Genomic DNA, 24,539 nt, shown 5'->3' on the forward strand with positions numbered 1-24,539 from the left:
TTTTATGAAATATTTATTTGCGAGAAATATAACCAGGAAATTTAATTTCCTTTATCAGCAATTTTCATTTACAATTCTGGTTAATAGAAAATTCTTAGTCAATCTGCAATCTTCATATTTCCAATTTCTAATTCCTAATCTTGTGATTTTATTTTTTAGTTGCACTACAGTCTTTGCCCAGGAAGTAATCAAAATTCCCGATGATGGTTGGCGGTTGTGGTGCGATACTTCTGCACAATGGCAGAACGATAAACTTTATCTTCCGGATGAATTTGAATTAAAAGATCTTCTGGCAAATCCACCAAGCGGAGGCTGGGATGTATTGAATGATAATTCCGGGATCCCGGTTAAACTACCTTCCACGATAGAAGAACATTACTGGGGCAAATTTGGATATAAACCTTACACGGATGGCGAGTATTGGTTTGGTAGAGAAGACAATCAGGTTAAGAATGGAAATTACCTTGGGGTTTCCTGGTGGTGGACTAACATTGATATTCCTAAAAGTTTTGAAAGTAAAAAAGTAATTCTTTTTATTCGCGGAGCACGACTAAGAGCGGAGGTATATCTTAATCAAAAATTGGTCGGTTACAATATTATAAACGAAGTTTCGTTTAAGTGTGATTTAACTGAAGCGATTAATCCTGGCAAAAAAAATCTTCTGGCGATCCGGATTACAAATCCCGGCGGCAGGCTTGATTGGGCGGACACTCAATTACTTAAATGGGGAGAATACAGTTTTCAAAAAAGCCATGGCTTTGGTGGATTAGACAGAGGAATTAAAATAACTGCACACAATCCAATTTATTTTGATGACCTATATGTTTTGAACAATCAAACTGTAAATAGGATATCGGTAATTTCAAAAATTCAGAATTCTACAGCAGAAGATTTTAAATGTAAACTTCAGATAGAAGTGATTGATCCTGCAAAATCAAATCAAGTTGTTGCTACTACAGAAAAAGAATTATTTGTAAAAGCAAAAGAGCAAGAAGTTATTTCCACTGATATTGTTTATGATAAAGCTGAATTGTGGAGCGACAAAAATCCAAAGCTTTATAAACTAAAAACAAAAATTGTTACTGATAAAAAAGAAGGTGAAGTAGAAGAGATCAATTTTGGTTTCCGCTGGTTTGAAGCTGATGGAATTGGAACCAACGCTATGCTGCGGCTAAATAAAAATCGTATCAGGTTGTATTCTGCAATATCGTGGGGATTCTGGGGTTACAATGGTTTATGGCCCACGCCAGAACTTGCAGAAAAAGAAGTAAAAGCCGCTAAAGAATTAGGAATGAATTGTATTCAATTTCATCGCAATGTTGGCAAAGCCGAAGTTTTAGATGCTCAGGATCGTTTGGGGCTGCTACGTTATATGGAGCCGGGTGGTGGACAATCAGCGCTTGGAGAAAAATATTCTATGTATGCAAAATCACCCACAGAAAAAATTGATGATTCCGGAAAAAATGGTGATTCAAATTCATTTGCTGAAAAATATATGGAAGAGAAAATAGTTCGTATGATACAGGATCACCGCAATCATCCATCATTGATTTTGTATTGTGTGCAGAATGAAATAAATCCCGACTTAAAAAATCCGCGCATCTTTCATCTTATAAAGAGAATGCACCAGGAAGATCCAAGTAGAATTGTAATTTTAAAATCAGGAATCCCACCTAACAACCAGGTTTGGATGAAACCATATGATGATAGAGTTTATTATGACAGCGGAAATGGATTCAGCGGTTGGTGGGATCAGCACACAGTTGGTGGTCCTGGTGTTTGGCGCGATGATATGTATAAAAATCCAGAAGACTTTACTCATCGTTCAACAAACCAAAAAGAAATTGTTACCTGGGGAGAAATGCTTGGTTGCGCTGTTCCGGATAATCATCCAATATTGATTGAGCAAATAAAAAATCATGGCAGCAGTTACGATTTGGAAGATCATGAAGTTGTACTGGAAGCATACGAAAAGTTTATTGATAAGTGGAATTTCCGTTCAGCTTTCAAAACAACAGAAAATCTTTTTAAGGATATTGGAAACAAGAGTTATGATTTTTGGGGAAGAGTCGTTGAATCGGCAAGGTTATCTGATGAAAATGATTTTCTTGTAATGAGCGGATGGGAATCGACAGCAATCGAAAATCATTCTGGCTTGGTGGATAATTTGCGCAACTTCAAAGGTGATCCGAACCTAATCAAATCAAGATTAGCTTTAGCTAAACCAACAATTAAGTTTAGATCTTTGGTAATCCCAATAGGTGGTAAAGCTGTTTTTGATATTTACTGGATGAATGAATTGAACCATCCACTTGGAACGCGGCTGCATTTCTTTATGACTGATCCTTCTGGTAAACGGGAAGATCTAAAAAAATATGAAGTGCTAAATTTTATTAAAGATCAGTTCGTTTATAAAATTGCTGTTGGTGAAGAAACGCCGGTTCTTAACCAAGTGGGCAAATACAAATTCGTGCTTGAACGAGGTGCAGATACATCAATGAGAGCGGAGGAGGAAATTCTTGTTGTTGATCCTACAGGTGAAGGAAAGCTGCCCAACTCTGTTGCAGTAATAAGTGATGATGAAAAATTTATTCAAGCAGTAGGTTCACTTCCTGGAGTTCTGGCTGAGAAATATAATCCTCAAAAAAAATATGAAGCCGCAATAATAACAACGCGATTGAAATATGGTTGGCGCTCAGAGGTCGACTCAACAACAGAAATTCAAAACACTGATGACGATGTGCTGTTCCATACTGAAAGCTGGGGGTATTGGGAAAACCTGGAATATGTATTTAGCGATCTGCCGAAGGGAAAAGCAAAAGTTACTCTTCGCTTTGCGGAAGTAACTTTGAACAAACCTAAAGCAAGAATATTTGATGTTGCTATTAACGGAGATACTGTTTTGAAAAATTTCGACATCTTTTCTGAATCAGGCGGAAGAAATATTGCGATAGATAAAATTTTTACAATCGATGTGCCGGATGGTGTAATTAAAATTACAGTTCCAAAGCTTACTACTAATTATGGAAAATTCAGCGCACTAAAAATTGAAGCGGGTGAAGCTGTAATTGCAATTAATTGTGGAGGGAAACCTTACAAAGATAAAAATGGTTTGATCTGGAAAAAGTATGAGGCAAAATTAAATCTGGATGAAAAGATTTTAGAAAAAGTAAAAGAAGGAATGTCTCTGCTTGTATTACCAGAAGGCGAAGATGCCTCGCTTGCTTACGGAAGGAAGTTGGGTGATGCCGGGGCTTTTAATTTTATTGGTCACGTTGGTGAAACACGTGCCCCCTGGATGGGTTCCTGGTATTTTGTCCGAAGCCATCCGGTTTATAGCGGCTTACCGGTTAATTGTGCAATGGGAAGTTATTATCAAGTTCCGGTAGATGGAGCAGATGGAATTTTACTTGATGGTGAAAACGTAGAAGTGTTTGCAGGATATGGAAGAGATCACGATAGAAACATAGGTGCAGCTAGTTTTTCATCTAAACTTGGGAAGGGCAAAATCTTATTCCATACAATTCCGGGAATAATTTCTGGAATGAAAGGAACTCCGGAAGGAATACATCCGGTGATGTTAAAAAGGTTAATGATGAATTCTTTGAGATATTTGAGTGAAAAGTGAAAGGGAAAGTGAAGGGGACGAGTGAAAAGGGAAAGGGAAAAGGGAAAAGTGAAAGGGACGAGGGAAAGGGAAAAGTGAAAGGGGAAAGGGAAAAGTGAAGGGGCGAGTGAAAGAAAAATTTGAAAGAGGAAAAAGATGTGGAAAGTTAAAAGAGGGGAGCAAAGGAGAAATTAATGAATAATATTCTTAAACCCGTTCCTTTAAAATCCGGAATCCTAAATCCCCAATCTCAAATAAATGATGTTGGTTTAATATGAAATTGAACATGAATGACTGGAAGAAAAGTATTATTGAAAGCAAAGAACGGAAAGCTATGCCAGTTATGACACATCCAGGCATTGAAATAATTGGCGCAAAAATAAAAGATGCAGTTCAAAACGGAACAGTTCACTATAATGCAGTAAAAGCTGTTGCAGAAAAATATCCTTCCGCTGCCACCACAATGATAATGGATCTTTCAGTTGAAGCAGAAGCATTTGGTGCAGAAATAAAATTTAGTGATAATGAAGTTCCTGCTGTTATATCTAGAGTTGTGTACGATGAAAGATCAATCACCAATTTAAAAGTACCAGATTTAGATTGCGGAAGATTTGGACAGTATATTACTGCCGCAAAATTAGCTTCTGAGAATATTAAAGACAGACCGGTATTTGCTGGATGTATTGGACCGTTTTCATTAGCAAGCAGGTTATATGATATTACTGAGATAATGACCGCGTTGCTGCTTGAACCGGAATCAATTTGTTTCCTTTTAGAAAAATGTTCGCAGCTTCTTATAAATTATTGCAGCGCTTTTAAAAAAGTTGGAGCAAATGGGATTTTTATGGCAGAGCCTGCCGCTGGTATGCTTTCTCCGGATTCTTGCACAGAATTTTCCTCTGACTTCATTAAAAAAATTGTTGCAGAAGTGCAGGATGAAAATTTCCTGGTTATACTTCACAATTGTGGCAATACAAATTCTCTTTTGGATACAATGCAATCTACCAATGCGGCTGCCCTTCATTTTGGTAACCAGAATGATATTGTAAAATCTTTGAAGCATATTGAAAAGGACAAATTGGTTTTAGGAAACATTGATCCCGCCAGGGTTTTTACGATGTCTGATGCCGAGCAGGTTTATAATATTACTTATAACTTATTGGAAAAAACTTCTTCATTTAAAAATTTTATTTTATCTTCTGGCTGCGATATTCCACCAAACGTTCCAATGGATAACATTGATTCGTTTTATAAAGCTCTGGAAGATTATAATTGCAAAAGAAACGCCGGAAATTAAAAGTGAGATCAAAATAAAAATTAGGAATAAAAAATGCGCCCAGACATTCAAACATTTATTACAACATTAAAACGCGGTAAAGGAAAACATATTCCGCTTTGTGAATTGGGAATTCATCCAATCATTAAAGCAATGCTGATTGGTAGAACTGTAAACGAACTGAAAGATGATGTTGAGTTCTGGTATAAAGCGGGTTATGATTATATCAAACTTCAACCGAAAGCGGATTTTAATCCAGCACAAATTGGATTATCGAAAAACGTTACCTTCAACGAAGACGGTACGATTTTTAGAAAGTGGGCTTCGGAAAGTAAGGGAGTAATAACAAGCTTTGAAGAATTTGAACGCTACGTTTTTCCGAACAAGGAAGATTTTAATTATGAAAATTTTGGAAAAGTAAAATCTCTTCTTCCAGATGGTATGGGAGTTATCGGTCAGTACGGTGATATTTTTACAATGACCTGGGAGATGATGGGCTTTGAAACTTTTTCAATCAGTTTGTTTGAAAATCCTGAGTTGATTGAAGCACTGAACAACAAAGTTGGTGAGCTTGTTCTTAGTATGTTTGAAAATATGGTTCAGCAAGAAAACGTTGATGTACTATGGTACAGTGATGACATAGCTTATACAAACGGGCTGCTTGTTTCGCCAATAATTCTTGATCAGCTATTTTTTCCCTGGTTAAAGAAGATTGGTGATTTGGCAAAACAATACAACAAACCGCTGATTTATCATACAGATGGAATTTTGTATGATGTATTTGATAAAATTATTGAGTGCGGTGTTGACGCCATTCATCCGATAGAACCCAAGTCAATGGATATACTTGAAGTTAAAAAACGTTATGGAGATAAACTTTGTGTTATCGGTAATGTTGAAGTTGATTTGCTTGCACGTGGTACGGTTGAGGAAATTGAAAATAGTGTAAAAGAAAAAATTAAGTCTGTTGGGCAGAGTGGCGGGTACTGCTTAGGTTCAAGCAATAGCATTCCGGAATATGTGAAGTATGAAAACTACCTGGCAATGCTCAGGGCAACGAAAGAATATGGAGATTTGTAAATGAATCGAAGTATCCATCCATTTAAGACGTGTTGATATTAGAAGATTAATCTTATACTGAAATATCGATTCACAAAATCAACAAATGAAAATTTGACAAAGAAAAATTACCCGGTTTATTTTTCTTTAATTACCAAATATTTTCCAATTCCCCAGGCAATTGCAAACAGCAGACTGGTTTGAGCAAACATATGCCAGGTAGAATTTGAAAAGTAAATGTTGTAAGACGTTAGTTTTCCAATTAAACCGAGTGCAAGACTTACAACTGCAAGAATTAAAGAAATGAGAATAATTCTGTCTTTCATAAAACTCTCTTTTGGTTATGCAACTGCAAATTGTAATAAAATTTTATCACTGTCAATAAGTTTTTTTCATTTAAGATAAAAGAATATGAACAGCAGAGATAGAGTTAAAAACATTATTATGCGTAAACCAGCGGAGCGCAATGGCTTCTGGCTTGGTAATCCTCATCCTGATACCTGGAATATTCTTCATAAATATTTTTGGACTACAAATGAAGAAGAACTCAGACAAAAACTGAATGATGATTTTCGGTGGATTACTCCGCAATATTTGGACTCTACTTATCAGCATCCAATGGGTAAGGGAATTTTTGACATTTGGAAAAGAAAACTTGCACATGGTGAATTAGGACCACTTGCCAATTGTATAAGTGTAAATGAAGTTGAAGATTTTGAGTGGCCCAATTTAGATTACTTGAATTTTGATGAATGTCTATCGATTTTGAAAAACATTGGTGATTATTATCGTGCTAGCGGTTTCTGGGCACCTTTCTTTCACGATATAATCGACCTGTTCGGGATGGAAAATTATTTCCTTAAGATGTATACCAACCCCGAAGTTGTTCACGCTGTTACGGAAAAAGTTTGTACATTCTACCTTGAAGCAAACAAGAAGTTTTATTCTCAAGCTGGCGATTTGATTGATGCATATTTTTTTGGTAACGATTTCGGGACACAATTCGATTTGTTATTAAGTCCGGAACAGCTTGAGGAATTTATTATGCCCTGGTTCAGGAAGTTTACCAATCAGGCGCATCAATATGGTTACCAGGTTATTCTTCATTCGTGCGGATCGATATTTAAAGTGATTGAGAAATTAATTGATGCAGGAGTTGATTGCCTTCACCCTTTACAGGCTAAGGCAAAAGATATGAATGCCGAAAATCTTGCCGAGCATTTTAAAGACAGAATTGCTTTTATGGGTGGAATAGATACACAGGATCTTTTAGTGAATGCATCACCGGCTGAAGTTAAGAAAGAAGTAAAAAGAATTAAGGAACTACTTGGACCAAATTTAATTATCAGTCCAAGTCACGAGGCTTTACTTCCGAACGTTCCACCGTGCAATGTTGCGGCGATGGCAGAAGCAGCGGTTGAAATCTGAAGTCAAGTTTCTATCTGGTTATTATTATTTTTCCATTACTAAGTTTTGGAAGATAAAACTGACAGATATTTTCTGCTGTAACTTCTGCCAGAATTTCTTCCGATTCTTTTCCACTCATTAATTTTGCTTTAGTAAATGAAACTGTGTGCCTGAATCTTAAAAAATAATTCCTTTCGTTACCACTCTTAATCTCTACTACCATATTCGCATCACTTCTTTTACAAATAAATTCAGTTTCTCCTTCATCTTCATACAAAATATATTTGCTTTCATTGTCAGGATAAATTTCAATTATCAACGGATCGATGAATGATTCCGGAATTCGGTTTGCCGGCTGCATCATCGGGATGGTTGAACCTCTCTTTACAAATATCGGCATATCTTCCATCGGCATTTCAACTCTAACATTCGCAGTTCCTTTGTAAACTACACCACTGTGATAATCTATCCATTCTCCTTTTGGGAAATATACTATTCTGGAATTGCTGCCATCATATATTGGAGCAATTAACAAAGATGGTCCGAACATATATTCCAAATCCTTATTAAAAGTATTTGGATCATCCGGAAAGATAAGCGGCAGTGCGCGCATCACCGGCATACCGGTTCTACTTGCTTCTATCGCTGTACTGTAGATGTATGGAAAAAGCTGGTAACGCAGATTGATATATTTACGAACATATGCAAGTGCAATTTCTCCAAAATACCATGGTTCTCGCGGGCTATCACCGTGCATCCGACTGTGTGAGCAGAACAATCCAAACTGTGCCCAACGTATATACAATTCCGGTGATGGCATTCCCCTGTAACCGCCAATATCATTGCTCCAGAAAGGAACTCCGCTTAAACCAATTGATAAACCTCCGCGGATTGTGCAGGCTAAGCTTTCAAAATCAGCAGCCGGATCGCCGGACCAACAAGTCGGGTACCTTTGATTTCCTGCTGTACCAGAGCGGCTCCAAACGATGCCATATTTTTTTTCTTCCTTAGTAACTTCAAAAACGGCTTTGTTATAAAGAAGCGGGTAAAGATTGTGCATCGTCTTTCCGGTTTCTCCGTTAAAGAAAATGGCATCTTCCGGAATGTCTTCGCCAAAATCTGTTTTGAAAACATCTGCGCCATCTTTAAAGATTGGACGATGTAAATTCTTGAACCAATCGTAAGCATCAGGATTTGTTAAATCAATTATTACAACTCTTGCGTTCCAGGAATTTTCACTTGATGCTGTTCTAACAATACCATCAGGAAGAGGAACTAATGACAGACCATAATCAATTACGTAAACTTTTCCATTGGAGTGTTTGATAAAATAATTATTTGTAATTCCTTCCCTGTAAAGATCGCTTTCAATAGATATATACGGATGCTCCCACAAACAAACTTTCAATCCTTTTCTGTGAAGACCTTCAATAAAATTCTCTATTTGCGGAAAGGCTTCACGGTTCCATTTGAAGTTACAATATTCTCTCCATTTCATCCACCAGGGATCGATATGAACAACGTCTGCTGGTATATTATAATCTTCAAGTCCTGAAACAAGTTTTTCCATTGCTTCCTGATCGCGGTAAGTTCCACCGGAAGAAATCCACAAACCGAAGGACCATTTTGGTGGTACTGGAGCGTAACCTGTAATATCAGAATATCTTTTTAAAATTTCTTTGGGATTCGGACCATAAATTACAAACACGTCGAGAGTGTTCGCTTCCTGTTTGATTGTATAAGACTGGCATGATTCTGTTCCAATCTCCCAGGTAATTCTTGCGCCGCTGTTAATCAGTAATCCATATCCTATCGTGCTCCAAAGAAAAGGAATATTTTTATACGATCTTTCACTTGTTGATCCGAGCGCATCAACTGTCCAGGATGTTATCTTTTGTCCAACTTTATTAAGCGGAGTAAATTTTTCTCCCAATCCAAAAATGGCTTCATCCTGATTAAGGTTGAAGGATTGTGTAATAACGACAACTTCGTCATTCTCTTTTGCATAACCTAACGGTAGAACAAACTTTCTTCCTAAACCGTCTACGTCTTTATTATTCTCACCAAATACTTCTTTTCCTGTTACATCAAAGAAGTGAATTGAAAAAGGATCTCTGCAAACGGATAATCTTAAGGATGTGCCTGTTACTTCAATTCCATCACCATTGTCAATCACAGTAAGACTAATCGGTTTAATATAATCTTCATTTACAAATTGAGATGGAATAACAATTTTAGCATTTGGCGGGATAAAAGTATAATTCCAAACATCTTTGGAAGCTGCGCGGAAGAGAATCGAGGCTTCCCAACCGTTGGCGGTTATGCAGGAAAGTATCAGAGCATTTCCATTAAGTTTCCAGTCTTTTAGTTTTACGATCCAATCGAAATTATTAGGAGCGTTATAAGGGATTAACATTGTGTAACTCAAATATTAAAGTTCAAAAATCAGAATCAAATCTTTGATTTTATTTATTATCTATTATGATCCGGTAAATTTCATCCAGATCTGTTTCTTGCCAATCGATACCAAGCAATCCGTTGGCGATATCCACATTAATAAACATTCCACAATTCGTTTTACTTGCTTTCAAAATTCGCATTACAAAATCTTTCATACTATTAAATTTAATATCGCGATTGAAACCAATCCGGCAAGCTAATGGTATTCTTCCGCTAAAATGATCAAGAACTTTTTCATAACCCGCTTCACTTGCGCCAAACTCAAGTCCACGCAAGTTTTTTATTTTGTCTAAGCTGCTGAATTGGTGAAGCCAGTTACCACAGGAGTGAATATAGATTCCACCAAACTCTTCAGAAAGTTGATTCAGGTACGGTACATTAAACTCATCGTGCATTTCAGAAGAAATCATTACAGATTCATCGTTGGAGATTGAAATTCCAAATCCATCCGGAAGCCAAGGTTGGAACATACTTGGAACGAATTCTACACCAGATTTTTTTACAATTTCTCTCTGCGTTTTTATAAAGTCAATCATTATTTCCGTTACTATTTTTAGCAGGTAATGTACTTCTTCAGGATTTGTATGCATCGCCATTAGTAAGTTGCTGTGTCCAAAAATCAATGCGGCATTATCAAGTGGTCCCTGAACATCAGTTAACCTAATCGGAATTTTTCCATTAGTCTTTTCAATAAAATATTTAGTGTAATCAAGAATTCTTCCCAATTCACCATCGGTAACGGATGGTTTGTTTATTTCATAAACTTTCATTGGATCATCATTTATTATTGCTTTAACGGAAGGGAAATCTTTTTCCCACCACATTACCTGACAGCCGAAAGCAGACGGGAAGGCAATTACTCCAAGTGAAGGACAAAGTGAAGGAATATAATCGCCTTTTAATTTAAGTTGTCCGGATATTTCTTCTAACTGAGCATTCAAATATTTTTCCGGATCGAGTAATCGATCTTTAACTGTATCGGTTCCATCTGTAGAAAACAGTGCACTCTTAACTGATTTCCCACCTTTAATTTTTGGACCTACATAACCAATCATATATGCAGGGCGCTCAATGTTTTCTAAATTCCAAAAAAGATTTAAATAATCTTTGCTGGAATTTATTTGCTGATTGAAAATTGTAAGATCAAATTTTTCTATTTATTCCTCCTGTATTGTTCAGCAGCTTCCATCATAGCGTTTATATTCTCAATCGGAGTACCGGGTGGAATGTTATTTCCATCCTGAAGAATGAATCCATTATATGAAGACAACTTTTCTATTACTCGTTTGCATTCATTTTTAATTTGTTCTGGTGTACCTGAATGAATTAACATCGGATTAACATTACCAACCAGAACAACCTTTCCTCCCATAACTTCAGCGATATAATCGAGATCAACCTGGTAACCAAAACCCTGGAGTTCGTTTATTCTAAGTTCATCTCTAAAGATTTTTAAAAGGTGATCGCTCTTTCCGCACATATGCAGGGAAAGATAACCATCAAAATTATTGCGTAGTTTTTTTTCATAAGGAAGAACAATATTTCTAAACTGTTCTTCTGAAAGTGATACTGCCAGATCATCCGTCCAGGCAAAATCTTTTGGTTGCGGTAATTTTTCTTCTTCCCAACAAAAGTTTAAGTATTCAATCATTTTATCAGTTACAATTCGCAGTAACTCTTTAACAAACTCTGGTCTTTCGTGAACAGCTTCGAATATTTCCGTGTTACCCATCAGGTCGCCAGCAACACCAAAGGGACCATCGGATGTGTGAGTGAGCGAAGGATTCTCGCCCGGATATAATATATCTCCACCAAGAAAACGAACCGGATATTTATCAGCTACATCTATCATCTCTTTCCTGTATTCAAGCTGCTTAAAGTTTATTCCGTTGTGAATATATTCTATTGCCTCTAATTTCTGTAAATCTATTTCATCTTTAATCCAACCTTTGCCAACCCAGGGGATATCATCATCAGGAAAAATAATTTCGCATCCAAGGCTTCCAGATTCAAATGTATTTTGAAAATCTGTCCACGCTCCAACCCAAGGTCCTGTAATTGAATATGCGTCAGTTTTAATATTTTCTAATAACCACTTTTGGGCAAGGATTTGTGATCGCAGCATTGTTTCCGGGTTGCCGTAATAATCTTTGAAGTTAACACCAACTTGTGGAATTAGGAATCTGTGAGCTATTGCAGGTATAACCGGAACACGATCTGTCGATTGAAAACTCTTTGCTTTGGTAATCCTTTCTTTCCGGTTCGCAAGTTCTTCAACAGAAATGTTTATTTCAATCATAAATTAATTTCGATGTTTCATTTAGAAAAATCATAAATGCACTTTTGTGCTTCATCGGCAAACGCTTTAAGTAATTCCAAATCAGCGTCAAAAAAATGATCGGATGGTGAAAGAATAAAACCGCCGCCTTCGCCGGCATCTCTAAAACATTTGCGCACTGCTTTCCTGGTTTCCTCCGGTGAGCAATCCTTGAAGAAATGAAATTGATCGAAACCACCGATCATGCAAACTTTATTACCAATGCGTTTCTTTGCTTCGCTCAAGACTGTATCTCCACCCATTTCTGTTGGAGTAAAAGTTTCCATCGCGTCTGGATTCATATCTGCAATCAATTCAAGGAAAGGCATCATTCCACCACAAGTGTGGTAAACAATACGTTGCCCTGCTTGGTGAGCAAGATCGATTAATGGTGCATCGTATGGTGCAACAAATTCTTCAAATATATTTGGTGAAATAACTGTGCTTGAAGCATCTCCACCGCCATGTTCAATTAAATCGTATTTAGCACCTTTAAGAGATTGAACATAAACTTTCTTTTTTTCAAACAGGATTTTAAGAAATGTGTGAACCCATTCCGGATCTTCAAATGTTGCCATTATTAAATTTTCAATTCCGTATAGTACCGAAGCATCCTGCCAGCAACCAGATTGACCATAGACATCAAAGAAATTTATTAAACCGCGTATCAATCCTCTTTCACCGAATGCATCGGCTTGTTTATTTATTTGTTCAACATCGCACTTCGGTGCAACCGCATACTCAGCAATAATTTCTATATCCGATTTTTCTTTTATCAGTCGTTCAGAAACCCAAGAAGTATATTGATTGCTCTGAAGAACCATGGAAAGCTTTTTTTTTGGAGTAACAAAATTATAGCGGATTGTTTTATAAACATCATCCTCAATTTCTTTAGTGAATATTCTCCAGTTATCAGTCGAGATTCTTCTTGCCTCCAGGTAGCCTGGAGTATGGTTAGGATCGTAATATTCACCAACAGCTTCATCGGGTTTGTATGCCTGCACCCAGCAAATTGGATCCAAACCAAAATGATCAAAGAAATCCTGGTTAGAAATTCCGTTCATATATGTATTTAGAAAATACTCCATTATATGGTGGGTGGTTACAGGAAGTCTGTCCGGTACTTTTCTGGCAAGAGCTGTTAAGAATCTTTGCTTCGATGTCATTTTAAGTTGCCATTTTTAAAAGAATGGATTTTTTCATTAGACTGTGTTTAAAAAATTACTCCGGCTGTTAAAACTAAATTTGCAAAAGGAGTCGCTTCGCCTGTTTTAACAAAAGTAATGTTTTTTTCTAATGCATTAACTTCCAGAAATTCTTTATGCGAAATTTTTTGAATCTTTATTCCTTCAGGAATAAGATCCGTAATTCCCTTCAGAATATGCGGACTTCTAATTTCCATTTCGTTGGTAACCAGCGCACCTTCAATCTTCAATTCTTCAAGGATTACTTTTAATGTATCTAAAACCCTTGGAATATTTACTGTTAAAGAAACATCAACTATTCTTGCACCGAAGGGAATTGGATAACCGCTATCGCATATTGCTAATTTGTGTCCATGACCTGTACCAGCAATAACAGATGCAAGTTGTGAATTAAGGATTCCACCCTTTTTCATTTTATTACTCCGAAAAAAAATTATTTAAACTTACAGAGTTAATTCAAATAACTAAGTTTAGTAAATATTTGAACAGGAACTCACTCAAACAAACTAATTTATTTTTCTTTTCTTCTAAAGCAGGATTCCATTTCGCAAATAGAGCATTGATAATCAAGTTTCTTAACCTGATTTCCCAGACCAATTACACCGCTGACGGATTTTATTGGAATCATCAAAGCGCTGCTTGTAAGTGTAATTCCACAAAAGTTTTTGGGTAAAAGAGAAAATAATTTATGCTGTTCCTGAACCTTCCAGCCGCAGTAACCGGGGCTATACCTGTTAGTTGATTTTAATCCCTTGTCATCAATTACATTTTGTAATTTTATCTCCAAAAGATCAACCGCACCTTCAACAACCTCTGAACCAATGGCATCAATTATATATCCCTTAAGAATGTCTTCTCCTTTTAATAATTCTTTGGACCATTGTTCTAAAAGATGTCCAGCGGTTGCTGTAAATATTGCCACGCTTGTACTTTTCTTAAGCTGCTTTGCAATGATGGATCCTGAGTTGAATGAAATATTATCAATTGTGAACGAATCTTTTTTTTCTGAAATTTCAAAAGAATTAATGATTCGAAATCCCGCACGGATTTTTAAATAACCAGGTAAAACTGTAAGTATTTCTTCTATTGAACGAATAACGGGTTGGGGAACAGAATTATTTTTATAACCTAAAGCTCTAACAATTATTGATGGAGAAATAACAATGTCCGAGATGGAAAATGAAAATTCGAATATATCTTTTAACATGCAATAAAAACTTCTCTTTGAATTAATTTCTATGCTACCATCGAATTTAAATATTCCAATGCACCTTGCGGATCCGGTGAATAAACGTCCGCGCCAATTTTATTCGCGAACTCGTTTGTTAATGGTGCGCCTCCAACCAATACTTTAACTTCAGGGTGAGCTTCCTTTATTTTATGAGCGATTGTTTCCATATTTTGCATCGTGGTTGTAAGAAGTGCGCTTAATCCAACAGCATTAACTTTAAATTCATTTATTGCATTAATAAATTTATCTGCACCGGCATCCACTCCAAGATCAATAACTTTCCATCCACCGCCCTCGATAACCATCGATACAATATTTTTCCCGATGTCGTGCAAGTCGCCTGTAACCGTACCAAGCACTATCGAACCTTTATGTTTAACTTCACCACTTTGGAAATATGGCTTAAGCAATTCCATTGCAGCCTTCATTGCTTTGGCAGAGATCAATACATCGGGGACAAAGATTTTATTTTCCCTAAATTTTTCACCAATATGCTTCATACCAATCATCAATCCATCGTTTAGAATTGATTGTGGTGGCAATCCTATTTCTAATGCTTTTTTTGTTAATTCAAAAGCGCCATCTTGCCCTTTCAGGTCCGGCGGGTAAGGTGATTGAGCATTAATTTTTCCCCGCTCTACACACACAGAGATTTTTTCAAGAAGTTCATTCATTTAGCAGCTCTATTTTGTGAATTGTTATCGTTAACATAAAATTCATTTGCAATTCTAACACTAAGAAGTAAAAGAATCAACACTATAATTAAAAAAAATAGTAACTGGTAAAATTGGATTTTGGAGGAAAACCCACGACCTGTATCGTGGGTTTATTTGTAATTTAAATCAGAAGATATTTAAATTTAGCTCTTTACATTTTGTTCTTTAATTACCGTCATGGCAGAAGCAATCATACCTGCAATATCGGAAAAGTTAGCAGGAATAATAACAGAATTATTTGTCTTAGCTAAATTTGCAAATGCACCAATATATTGTTCTGCAACTCTTAGGTTAACAGCATTCATTCCGCCATGTTCATTAATTGCGGTGGCTATTTCTCTAATTCCCTTTGCGGTTGCAAAGGCAACACGCTCAATTTCCTGTCCGCGTCCTTCAGCTTCATTAATTCTTTTTTGTTTTTCACCTTCAGATTTAGCAATCATTTCCTGTTTATCACCTTCAGCACGATTTATCTTTGCCTGTTTATCACCTTCCGATTCAGCAATCAATGCCCGCTTCTCCCGTTCTGCGCGCATCTGTTTTTCCATTGCATCTTTAATGCTTTGTGGAGGAACGATGTTTTTTACTTCGTAGCGGGTTACTTTTACTCCCCATGGCTCGGAGGCTTTATCAACCGCTTCCACAATAGTTACGTTTATTGTATCCCGTTCTTCAAAAGTTTTATCCAATTCCAGCTTTCCAATTACACTTCTCATTGTAGTTTGAGCTAACTGTGTAGCGGCAAACTGGTAGTTATTAATTCCGTAGGATGCCTTCATCGGATCAATAACCTGAAGATATAAAATTCCATCTACTTCAACTGAAATATTATCCCTGGTAATGCACATTTGAGATGGAACATCGAGCGCCTGTTCTTTAAGTGTAAGTTTGTATGCAATTTTATCTACAAAAGGAATTAGAATATGAAAACCTGCTTCAAGAGTTGCGTTGTATTTGCCAAGTCGTTCAACAATGAAAGCTGAGCGCTGGGGAACAGTTCGAATAGTTTTTAGAAAAACTATGAACGCAAAGAATATTATACCAATTAGAATAAAAGTGATTGGATCCATTTTAACTCCTAAAATTTATTGTAAATTTTTTGAATTGACGCAAGAATGATCCGAAAGTATTCCATTTAAACTGTCTTTACTTTTAAAGTTAAACTTTCCTTGCTGATTATTTCCACGGTTGACCCCGCTTTAATTTCATTATCAGCATCTGCATTCCAATAAGTACCATGCAGTTCAACTTTTCCTTTTTTGGGTGGAGAGATTGTTTCAACAACAATTACAGTTTCTCCAATATAATCCTCTTGATTTTCACCTTTGTTGATTTCAGTTTGTTTTTTTCCGCTGAAAAGTTTGTTAACATATTTTCTAAGCGTAACTAAAAATAAAACTGAAGAAAGTATAAATACCATTAGTTGAACATCGATTGAAAAACCAAACACCAGAAATAGCAATGCGGTTAACCATGCCCCCATTCCAAAAAACATTAAAACTAATCCTGGAACGGCTAATTCTAAAAGAAATAAAACTAAACCAATGATAAACCAGATTATAGCAGGATTATTCCAATCCATAATAACTCCCAGTTAGTTTGTTTTGATAACGCATAAATAATACCAAGAGAAAATTACAAAGAATAAATGATGGACACAATTAGTATAGCTATATCTGAAATTTTGTGCTTCTTGTTTTATCTTTCACAAGTTATCAAAATCCAATTCTTCTTCTTTTTGGTTCAGGCAAAGAAGGTGGCGGCATAAGTTTTTTAATTTCATCAAGTATATGCAAAATTGCTTTTTCATGAATGTTTAATCGGTCAGTCAAATTTTTTTCTAACTCTTCCAACTTGTTGGATAAAACTTTGCTTGCTGAAAATGTTTGACGCATTTTGATAAAAGCTCTTACAATGAATAGACTCATTTGAATTGCCCTATGACTATTCAAGACGTTTGCCGCCATAATTGTTCCATGTTCTGTAAAAGCATAGGGAAATGTACGTCTGCCACCTCGACCAGTTTTTGACATCGCAATTTGCGATTTCAAAGAATTATACTCATCCTTTGTTAACTGAAATAAGAAGTCTTCAGGAAACCGCTCACGATTACGTTTAACTGCTTCATTAAGACGGTAGGTGGGAATCCCATAAATTTTCGCCAAATCAAAATCTAAGATTACTTTTTCTTCGCGTAGATTAAAAATAATTGTGTCGATATTAATAAGAAGTTCAGTTGTGTTGTGCTTAGATTTCATAAATATTTCCCCAAAAGTTTTAAAAATGTTTAATAACACTAAGAAAATTACAAAGAATAAATGATGGACACAATTAGAAAGGGAATTATAGGTTGATGAGGATATTTCCGTTCTTCATTCTGGTATTTTAATACCACCGTCAGTTATTCCAAATTATATATCCAACGGTGGTAGAAAAAATATACCTAAATAGTTTTGCTTGTTTTTATTTCTCCAATATCTGCGAAAAAGCTGCGTAGATAGCAGATGCCCCACAAATTAATCCTTCGAAGCCGGCAATCGTTTTAATTGTAGTGTTACCGGTAATATCAGAAAGTGCCAGAAGGAAATAGAGTATTGTTAGGGACGCAAACACAAATTGCAATTTTTTTGAAAGTTTTAAGGTGCCAATGAACATAAAGGCAGTGAATATTCCCCAAAGTAAAAGGAAGGCTGCCATTGCGATATTATCAGGAGCAGTTCCCCAACCAATTTTTGGCATTACCAATAATGCCACTAAAGATAACCAGAAAAATCCGTATGATGTAAAAGCTGTTGTTCCAAATGTATTTCCTTTTTTCCATTCCATCATTCCGGCTATAACTTGTGCAATTCCTCCATAAAAAATTCCCATTCCAAGAATCATTGTATCCAGCGGAAAGAATCCAGCATTATGAAGATTTAATAGAACGGTTGTCATTCCGAATCCAAGTAAACCAAGTGGAGCGGGATTTGCCGTTGTATCTTTAATTATTGTCAGTTCATTTTTGGAATTTGATTTACTGGAATCATTCTGCGCCACTGAAGCCTCCTTTGCTTTTTATATTATTTTGCTGTTAAAATATTGCTTGGCAAAATATACTGTTTACAAGTTAAAGTCAATTTCGGCTTTTGCGATAGTAAAATAAATTTTTAGTTTTTCCCCAATTGATTTTTTGTTATTAATAATCCCCCCCAAAAAATTGTTGGAAACTCAAAATGGATGTTCGAAAGAAAGATATAAAAACAATCCGGTTCTTGCCTCTGCATTAGTAATACTTATTGGAACAGCAATTCCAGGAACAACCTGGAGATCACCTATATCAATCGCATAACGTAATCCAGGACTAATAATATTTTCGCTGGTATGAACAGTTTTACCATCTTCGTTTATTTCAGCAAAGTAATTGAAAAGATATTCCATCATAACATTAAAATTATTTTTTGCTAACCAGATTAAACTAATACCGGAAAAGTACGAAACCAGATTCTGTTTTACCGACTGACCCAAAGTATTATAACCTTTAGCATTTGGAATATAAGTTAATCCAACATTGAAATGAGCAATCCAATAATTTGTTAGCCTTTTACTAACCGGCAAATTAAATTGAATTCCAGTTACATCATTTCCTAATCCCTTTTTATAATTTCCAGTGGGAAAAATAATGGAAACGCGTGGGGAAGCGGAAGCCCAATCTTCTTTATAAAATAATTGGTAGCGGTAGTTAACCAGAATATCACCAATACCGGAAACCGAATTGGAATTGTAACTATAGAATGGAATTGTGTAGCTGAGTTGATGCTTTTGACTAAAGAATGGCCACTCCTGAGTGAATGAAAATGTGAAATCTTTTTGAGGTTTGCTGTTGTACAAACCATTGGTTATATGCTGAACGACTCTATCTTCCTGGTTGTAAGCTTCTTCAATAAAAAAAGAATTATCCTCTATGGCTTCTGAAAACTGTTGTGCAAAAGCAAACGATGCACAGGTTATCAAAACAAAAAGTAATATGTAAAAACGATTCATTTACCATCTACTTTTTTTAATTAATAAGTCACGTTACGCATCGTTAGATATTTGAGCCAAAAAACTCATCTCCTTAGTCCCCTTCTCTTTCAAAGAGAAGGGGATTTGGGGTAGAGTTCAAAATGCTGCGTAACGTGACTTAATAAATTATTGGCAAACCATCACACAATTGTTTATTTGAATGTCAACGCTGCCTATTTCATTTTCGATTGGTTTAAGAGAATTAATTTTGCTGCAGTACAGTTACAATCTCCGGCACATGGAAGTATTTTCCTAAGTTTGTGTCTTTTGATTCTGGAACGAATCATAATAACTGTTGTTATTGCAACAAGCATAAAGGATATTATTTCCTGCCAGTTCATAAAAACCTCATATAAAATACAATCCAACCCGGTAAACAATAAATGTAACTATGTATGCCAATGCGGTCATATACCCCAACTGAAACAAAGGCCATTTCCACCCATTTGTTTCCCTCCTCATTACAGCAAGTGTGGACATGCATTGCATAGCCAGTACATAATAAACCATTATGCAAATTGCTGTAAGTACGTTAAACAGAGGCAGCCCGGTTGTGGGATCAATATCTTTCTGAATCTGTTTGCGTAAAGAAACTGTGTTATCATTTGAGTTTTGGATATTATAAATTGTACTGATTGTACTAACAAAAACTTCCCTTTGAAGAAGTGAAGTTAAAATTCCTATACCAACTTTCCAATCAAACCCAAGCGGCTTAATTACTGGTTCAATGATATGTCCGGCTTTTCCAACAAAACTATAGGATAGTTTTTCGGATGGAGTTCCGTGTTCCAGTTTTGGATACGTTGCAAGAAACCAAAGAATAATTGACACACCAAGAATGATTGTCCCCGCTCGTTTTAAAAACAGTAATGATCGTTCCCACATCTGAATAAAAGTGCTTTTCATGGATGGTATACGAAATGGTGGTAGTTCAAGAATAAATGGCGGAGTTTTTCCTTTTAAAATTGTTTTCTTAAAAATCCATGCCATCACCAATGCCATTATCAAACCGAGAAGGTACAGTGAAATCATTACGATACCCTGAAGATTCCAAAACCCAAAGATAAGTGTAGCCGGAATAAATGCGGCGATTAGAAGTGAATAAACAGGCAGTCGTGCACTACAACTCATTAATGGAACTACCAGCATTGTAACAAGTCTATCGCGTGGATTTTCGATTGTTCGTGTTGACATTATTCCAGGAATGGCGCAGGCAAATGAACTAAGCATCGGAATGAATGCTTTTCCATGTAGACCAACTTTATTCATCAACCGATCCATTATGAATGCGGCACGAGCCATATATCCGGTGTCTTCAAGAATTCCGAGAAAGAGGAAAAGCAATAAAATTTGCGGAAGAAAAGTTACAACTGCACCAACACCACTGATGACACCAAAAATTATTAAATCGTGCAAATCTCCCGGCGGAAGTAATGTTCCAACTTGTACTCCAAGCCAATCAAACATTTTACCTATAAAATTCATCGGTACGGTTGCCCAGGTAAAAATAGATTGAAACATTACAACCATCAAGACAAAGAAAATTATGTAACCCCAGAACTTATGTGTAACAACTGCATCAATCTTATCTGTATAATTTACTTTCCTTTTTCCAGCCGTACTTACTTCGCTGTATATTGAACGAATCCATTGATATCGCGACTCAACAAAAATAGAGTGGCGGTCATAACCGAGCGAATTTAATCTTTCATAATCCTTACTTACATGATCCAGAACTTCTTTAGTTATTTCGTGATTGAATTCCTGTAACTGGCGTGGTGTGGAAAGAAGCGTTGTTGCTTGATGAAAAGCTACATCTTCTTGTAAATGATCGTTAGTTATAAGAAGTCCAACAAGTTCTTCCTGCTCTTCACGAACCGCATCCGGTAAACTCCATTTTCGCACTGAAGGGGAAACTGCAAATCCGGAACGAAATGCAGATTTCAATTCTTTAATTCCAATTCGTTTACTGCCAATTGTGGGAATAACTTTTACACCTAAGGATTTAGAAAGTTTTTCGATATCGATCTTGATTCCGGCGCGCTCAGCAACATCAACCATATTAAGAACGATGATGAGAGGGTATCGTTGATCTATAATTTGGGAAACTAAATAGAGGTTACGTTCTAGATTGCTTGCATCAACAACGCAAACTACACCATCCGGGCGGGTTGTATCTGTGCGTTTTCCTAATAGAATGTCTGTAACAACTTTTTCATCCGGGGAATTTGCTGATAAACTATATGTGCCTGGCAAATCAAGCAGAGTAATCTCAAACCCGTCTTCATATGGAATCCTTCCTTCCTTTTTTTCAACGGTAACACCAGGATAGTTTCCAACTTTTTGCCGAAGGCCGGTTAGTTCATTAAAAATTGTTGTTTTACCACAGTTAGGATTTCCAATAATAACAATGTATTTAAGTTTTGAATTGTTCGAAATCATATTGATCATTTCACATCAATTAATTCTCGGATGAAACGATAATATCTTTTGCAATACGATGATGAATACCAATGCGGGTGTTGTGGACTTCACAAATAAGCTGGGAGGAACCATTTACAATATTGCGGATAACGGCATTTTCAGTAAATCCAAGTTCCCGTAACCGCAGACAAATTTCCGGTGATGATTGAATTTCATTAATAAAAAAATCGGTGCCTGTTTTAACTTCAGAAAGTTTTTTCTTTTTCCTTAACAATTCAAATTCTCCATTAGTCAATATCAAAATATTTCTGGATTAAAATTACCATCCTTAATAGGATTGATACAATCCCCATTTATAGTGATTTTGGCTGTGCATTTGGAGGAGCAAATTGCTTAAAAAAAAGATTATTCTATTTCTTTTGAGGAGACCAAGCCATTTAATAGAGCATAAACAGTTAAACCTGAAAGTGTTTTAATTCCAAGTTTGCGCGTAATATTTTTCCGGTGGGAGATTACGGTGTGCTGACTAATAGAAAGTTTATCTGCAATTTGTTTGTTTATGTAACCACGGGCAACAAGTTTAAGCACGTCAGTTTCTCGTAAAGTAAGTTCTTCCTGATGAGCTGTGTTTTTATCTTTTGAATATTTCTGAAAAATAGTTTTAAGGCGATCAATCAAATCTTCTTGCGTAAGTGTTACATTCAACATATCCGGTGCTTCCTGCAACTGTTCTTCAACTTCATAATTAGTAAAAATGATGATCTTACTTTTGATTACCTGAACATACCTGTGATGAGCAAGGTAAACGTCAGAAGGCATAAATATATAATCAGCAGTAGAATGATGAGTTGTATTTTCAAAAATGCTGGCAATAGAAATACTTTCCGGTGAAAAAAAATCCTCCAGAATTGTTTTCAATCCTAAGCAGAGTAACTGATTTGGAGAAATGATTAATACATGTTTTCTGGTAAGCATTGGCTTACACCTTCTTTAGGTTAAGTGATTTTTCCATCTCAGTAACAAGCGGCAACAGGATATTAGTTTCGATGCGCGCATGATCCATTATGTCTTTTTCAAGTCGGAAAAGTTCAAAAATGATTGTATTGCATGTAACCTCATCAAAATTACCGCTGATGTACTTGATAAGAATATTTTTAAGATCGTAAAGTTTATCGTCAACCTCGTCATGCTCCGCCTCATACATTTTCATCGAATAATTGAGATTAGATTTCTGCTTACGATTTTTTTGTTGAGAATTATACAACCTATAAACTTCTTCGATGTATGGAAATGTAATAGTTTCCTCATATTTCAAGTGTGTTAGCAATTCCTTTTTATAAACTAAAAAGAATTTTTTTAAAAGCTGAAGACTTTTATTTCGGCTGGAGGCTCCTTGTAAAAAAACTTTCAAATGCTTTTCAATAATTGGTATTTGAACTTCACGGTAATATTTGTGCGTCTTTTTTAAATACTCCACAATCATTAAAACATTGAAGGTTTGCATTTTCTTTTCAGGAAAGTAGTTTTCGTTGCTGAAAGCATTAATAATAGAAAGAAAAAAATCAATATCAATACCATGTTCTGTACAAACAGTGCGGATGGTATTTTCCCCAAATCCCAAAGGAATTCCAAAACGGTTTACCACTGGTATCAATAAGTAATTGCTATGGATTACATCAGCCATTTTTACATTTGGTGTTAATAGTTTCATATCATTCCTTAAGATTTTTCACTATGCTATTTTTCTAAAAATAATTTAATTGCATAGAATAGTAATAAGACAGCAAAACCTTTCTTAAGCCAGTATTCAGGTAAATCAATTGCCGCTTTTGAAGAGAAGTAGCTTCCGATTACAAAAGTTATTGTCATTATTCCTACTGCCCTCAAGTCGACTAATCCAGCTTTATAATAATTAAGAACCGCAAGAATTCCAATTGGCAGCAGAAGAAAACCAATGGATGTTCCCTGTGCTTGCTTTTGTGAAAAACCAAGCAATGCAACTAATGCGGGGATAATAATAATTCCACCGCCGACACCTAAAAAACCACTTAATATTCCTGCGGCTAAACCGATTAACAATAGAATAGCTATATCCATGTTTTCTCCATAAATAATAATTTATTCTTTGAACGCAAAGTTAATAAAAAGTAATCAAATGTTTGATGTTTGACGTTTGATGAATAATGGATAAAATCGAATTTATTAAGTTTCTTTCATCCATCAACTATTAACCATCATACATCATTTTACTTTGTAATCAGTTTTAGCAAGATTCTCTTTTACTTCTGCAACAGTAAATTCTTCCAGATTCATTTTACAAGTTGGGCAAGTATTAGGCTTATCATCAATGACGTTATAATCCATTGGGCATTCATAAACTTTTCCATCTTTATTCACATCAATTGCGGCAACATCAATAATTCCTTCGCGGACTATTTTATCATCAGTCTTTTTCTCAATTTGCGTTTGTTTAATTGCCTGCTCATCCTTCTTTTGCCCACAACCATCAATAAATAAATTAACTGCTATTAGAACAACAACTATAAAAAATATTTTTCCTGATTTCATATTTGTCTCCTTTGAATAAATAAATATTCTGTAAACAATATATTCTTTTAGAACTTATAATTTGTTAAAACAACAATCAACATTACAATTACAATAATTAATGAAATCCAGCTACCAAAAGTAGAACATTTTGATTTTGGTTCGCACTGCATTTTTTCTCCGATTGATTAAGAATAAATAATAATTTTCTTTCCGTTGTTTACATCAGTTAGATGTACTTTTTGC

At 35.8% G+C, this 24,539-nt stretch carries 23 protein-coding genes; 4 read left to right on the forward strand and 19 right to left on the reverse strand.

What is annotated here, in order from left to right:
- Positions 1–4: 4 nt before the first annotated feature.
- The 3 genes from NTX22_10470 to NTX22_10480 all read left to right on the forward strand — a co-directional run bounded on the left by NTX22_10470 (position 5) and on the right by NTX22_10480 (position 5,963).
- A complete protein-coding gene (locus tag NTX22_10470) occupies positions 5–3,628 on the forward strand; it encodes a malectin domain-containing carbohydrate-binding protein (protein ID MCX6150939.1) in 3,624 nt (1,207 codons plus the stop codon).
- A gap of 253 nt (positions 3,629–3,881) precedes the next feature.
- Positions 3,882–4,904 (forward strand): uroporphyrinogen decarboxylase family protein, encoded by a 1,023-nt coding sequence (locus NTX22_10475; GenBank protein ID MCX6150940.1) that lies wholly within the window; start codon positions 3,882–3,884, stop codon positions 4,902–4,904.
- 33 nt (positions 4,905–4,937) lie between these two features.
- Positions 4,938–5,963, forward strand: coding sequence for a nucleoside 2-deoxyribosyltransferase (locus NTX22_10480; protein ID MCX6150941.1), 1,026 nt, complete (start codon positions 4,938–4,940; stop codon positions 5,961–5,963).
- A gap of 116 nt (positions 5,964–6,079) precedes the next feature.
- On the opposite strand, the gene NTX22_10485 is transcribed toward NTX22_10480, so the two are convergent.
- Positions 6,080–6,268: a hypothetical protein gene (locus NTX22_10485; GenBank protein MCX6150942.1), complete on the reverse strand. Its 189-nt coding sequence runs from the start codon at positions 6,266–6,268 to the stop codon at positions 6,080–6,082.
- Between the two features lie 85 nt (positions 6,269–6,353).
- On the opposite strand from NTX22_10485, the gene NTX22_10490 reads away from it, so the two are divergent.
- Positions 6,354–7,370 (forward strand): hypothetical protein, encoded by a 1,017-nt coding sequence (locus tag NTX22_10490; protein MCX6150943.1) that lies wholly within the window; start codon positions 6,354–6,356, stop codon positions 7,368–7,370.
- 10 nt (positions 7,371–7,380) lie between these two features.
- Here the strand turns inward: NTX22_10490 and NTX22_10495 are convergent, their stop codons facing one another.
- The 18 genes from NTX22_10495 to NTX22_10580 form a co-directional block, all read right to left on the reverse strand.
- The gene (locus NTX22_10495; protein MCX6150944.1) at positions 7,381–9,765 is read right to left on the reverse strand and encodes a hypothetical protein; all 2,385 of its coding nucleotides are present in this window, start codon (positions 9,763–9,765) and stop codon (positions 7,381–7,383) included.
- A gap of 49 nt (positions 9,766–9,814) precedes the next feature.
- Positions 9,815–10,864, reverse strand: a complete 1,050-nt coding sequence (locus NTX22_10500; protein ID MCX6150945.1) for a hypothetical protein — start codon at positions 10,862–10,864, stop codon at positions 9,815–9,817.
- Between the two features lie 98 nt (positions 10,865–10,962).
- Positions 10,963–12,108, reverse strand: coding sequence for a hypothetical protein (locus tag NTX22_10505; protein ID MCX6150946.1), 1,146 nt, complete (start codon positions 12,106–12,108; stop codon positions 10,963–10,965).
- 17 nt (positions 12,109–12,125) lie between these two features.
- Positions 12,126–13,292: a hypothetical protein gene (locus NTX22_10510; GenBank protein ID MCX6150947.1), complete on the reverse strand. Its 1,167-nt coding sequence runs from the start codon at positions 13,290–13,292 to the stop codon at positions 12,126–12,128.
- A 47-nt stretch (positions 13,293–13,339) separates the two neighbouring features.
- Positions 13,340–13,744, reverse strand: coding sequence for a D-ribose pyranase (gene rbsD, locus NTX22_10515; GenBank protein ID MCX6150948.1), 405 nt, complete (start codon positions 13,742–13,744; stop codon positions 13,340–13,342).
- Positions 13,745–13,842: 98 nt separating this feature from the next.
- The gene (locus NTX22_10520; GenBank protein MCX6150949.1) at positions 13,843–14,538 is read right to left on the reverse strand and encodes a hypothetical protein; all 696 of its coding nucleotides are present in this window, start codon (positions 14,536–14,538) and stop codon (positions 13,843–13,845) included.
- A gap of 29 nt (positions 14,539–14,567) precedes the next feature.
- Complete coding sequence (locus NTX22_10525) at positions 14,568–15,236, reverse strand: corrinoid protein (GenBank protein ID MCX6150950.1); 669 nt, start codon at positions 15,234–15,236, stop codon at positions 14,568–14,570.
- A gap of 185 nt (positions 15,237–15,421) precedes the next feature.
- The gene (locus tag NTX22_10530; GenBank protein ID MCX6150951.1) at positions 15,422–16,348 is read right to left on the reverse strand and encodes a paraslipin; all 927 of its coding nucleotides are present in this window, start codon (positions 16,346–16,348) and stop codon (positions 15,422–15,424) included.
- 65 nt (positions 16,349–16,413) lie between these two features.
- Positions 16,414–16,860, reverse strand: a complete 447-nt coding sequence (locus NTX22_10535; GenBank protein ID MCX6150952.1) for an NfeD family protein — start codon at positions 16,858–16,860, stop codon at positions 16,414–16,416.
- Positions 16,861–16,993: 133 nt separating this feature from the next.
- Entirely contained in the window at positions 16,994–17,536 is a 543-nt protein-coding gene (locus NTX22_10540) for an ORF6N domain-containing protein (protein MCX6150953.1), read from the reverse strand.
- Positions 17,537–17,741: 205 nt separating this feature from the next.
- Positions 17,742–18,317, reverse strand: a complete 576-nt coding sequence (locus NTX22_10545) for an acetate uptake transporter (GenBank protein ID MCX6150954.1) — start codon at positions 18,315–18,317, stop codon at positions 17,742–17,744.
- 171 nt (positions 18,318–18,488) lie between these two features.
- Positions 18,489–19,301 (reverse strand): hypothetical protein, encoded by an 813-nt coding sequence (locus tag NTX22_10550; GenBank protein MCX6150955.1) that lies wholly within the window; start codon positions 19,299–19,301, stop codon positions 18,489–18,491.
- 369 nt (positions 19,302–19,670) lie between these two features.
- Positions 19,671–21,773, reverse strand: coding sequence for a ferrous iron transport protein B (feoB, locus tag NTX22_10555; GenBank protein MCX6150956.1), 2,103 nt, complete (start codon positions 21,771–21,773; stop codon positions 19,671–19,673).
- Positions 21,774–21,783: 10 nt separating this feature from the next.
- Positions 21,784–22,020, reverse strand: a complete 237-nt coding sequence (locus NTX22_10560; GenBank protein ID MCX6150957.1) for a FeoA domain-containing protein — start codon at positions 22,018–22,020, stop codon at positions 21,784–21,786.
- 131 nt (positions 22,021–22,151) lie between these two features.
- Complete coding sequence (locus NTX22_10565) at positions 22,152–22,721, reverse strand: LuxR C-terminal-related transcriptional regulator (protein MCX6150958.1); 570 nt, start codon at positions 22,719–22,721, stop codon at positions 22,152–22,154.
- Between the two features lie 4 nt (positions 22,722–22,725).
- Entirely contained in the window at positions 22,726–23,457 is a 732-nt protein-coding gene (locus NTX22_10570) for a hemerythrin domain-containing protein (GenBank protein ID MCX6150959.1), read from the reverse strand.
- Between the two features lie 26 nt (positions 23,458–23,483).
- Positions 23,484–23,843 (reverse strand): sulfite exporter TauE/SafE family protein, encoded by a 360-nt coding sequence (locus NTX22_10575; protein MCX6150960.1) that lies wholly within the window; start codon positions 23,841–23,843, stop codon positions 23,484–23,486.
- Positions 23,844–23,987: 144 nt separating this feature from the next.
- Entirely contained in the window at positions 23,988–24,314 is a 327-nt protein-coding gene (locus NTX22_10580; GenBank protein MCX6150961.1) for a hypothetical protein, read from the reverse strand.
- Between the last annotated feature and the right edge of the window lie 225 nt (positions 24,315–24,539).

It is taken from the genome of Ignavibacteriales bacterium (assembly GCA_026390815.1).
Lineage (GTDB): Bacteria > Bacteroidota > Ignavibacteria > Ignavibacteriales > SURF-24 > JAPLFH01.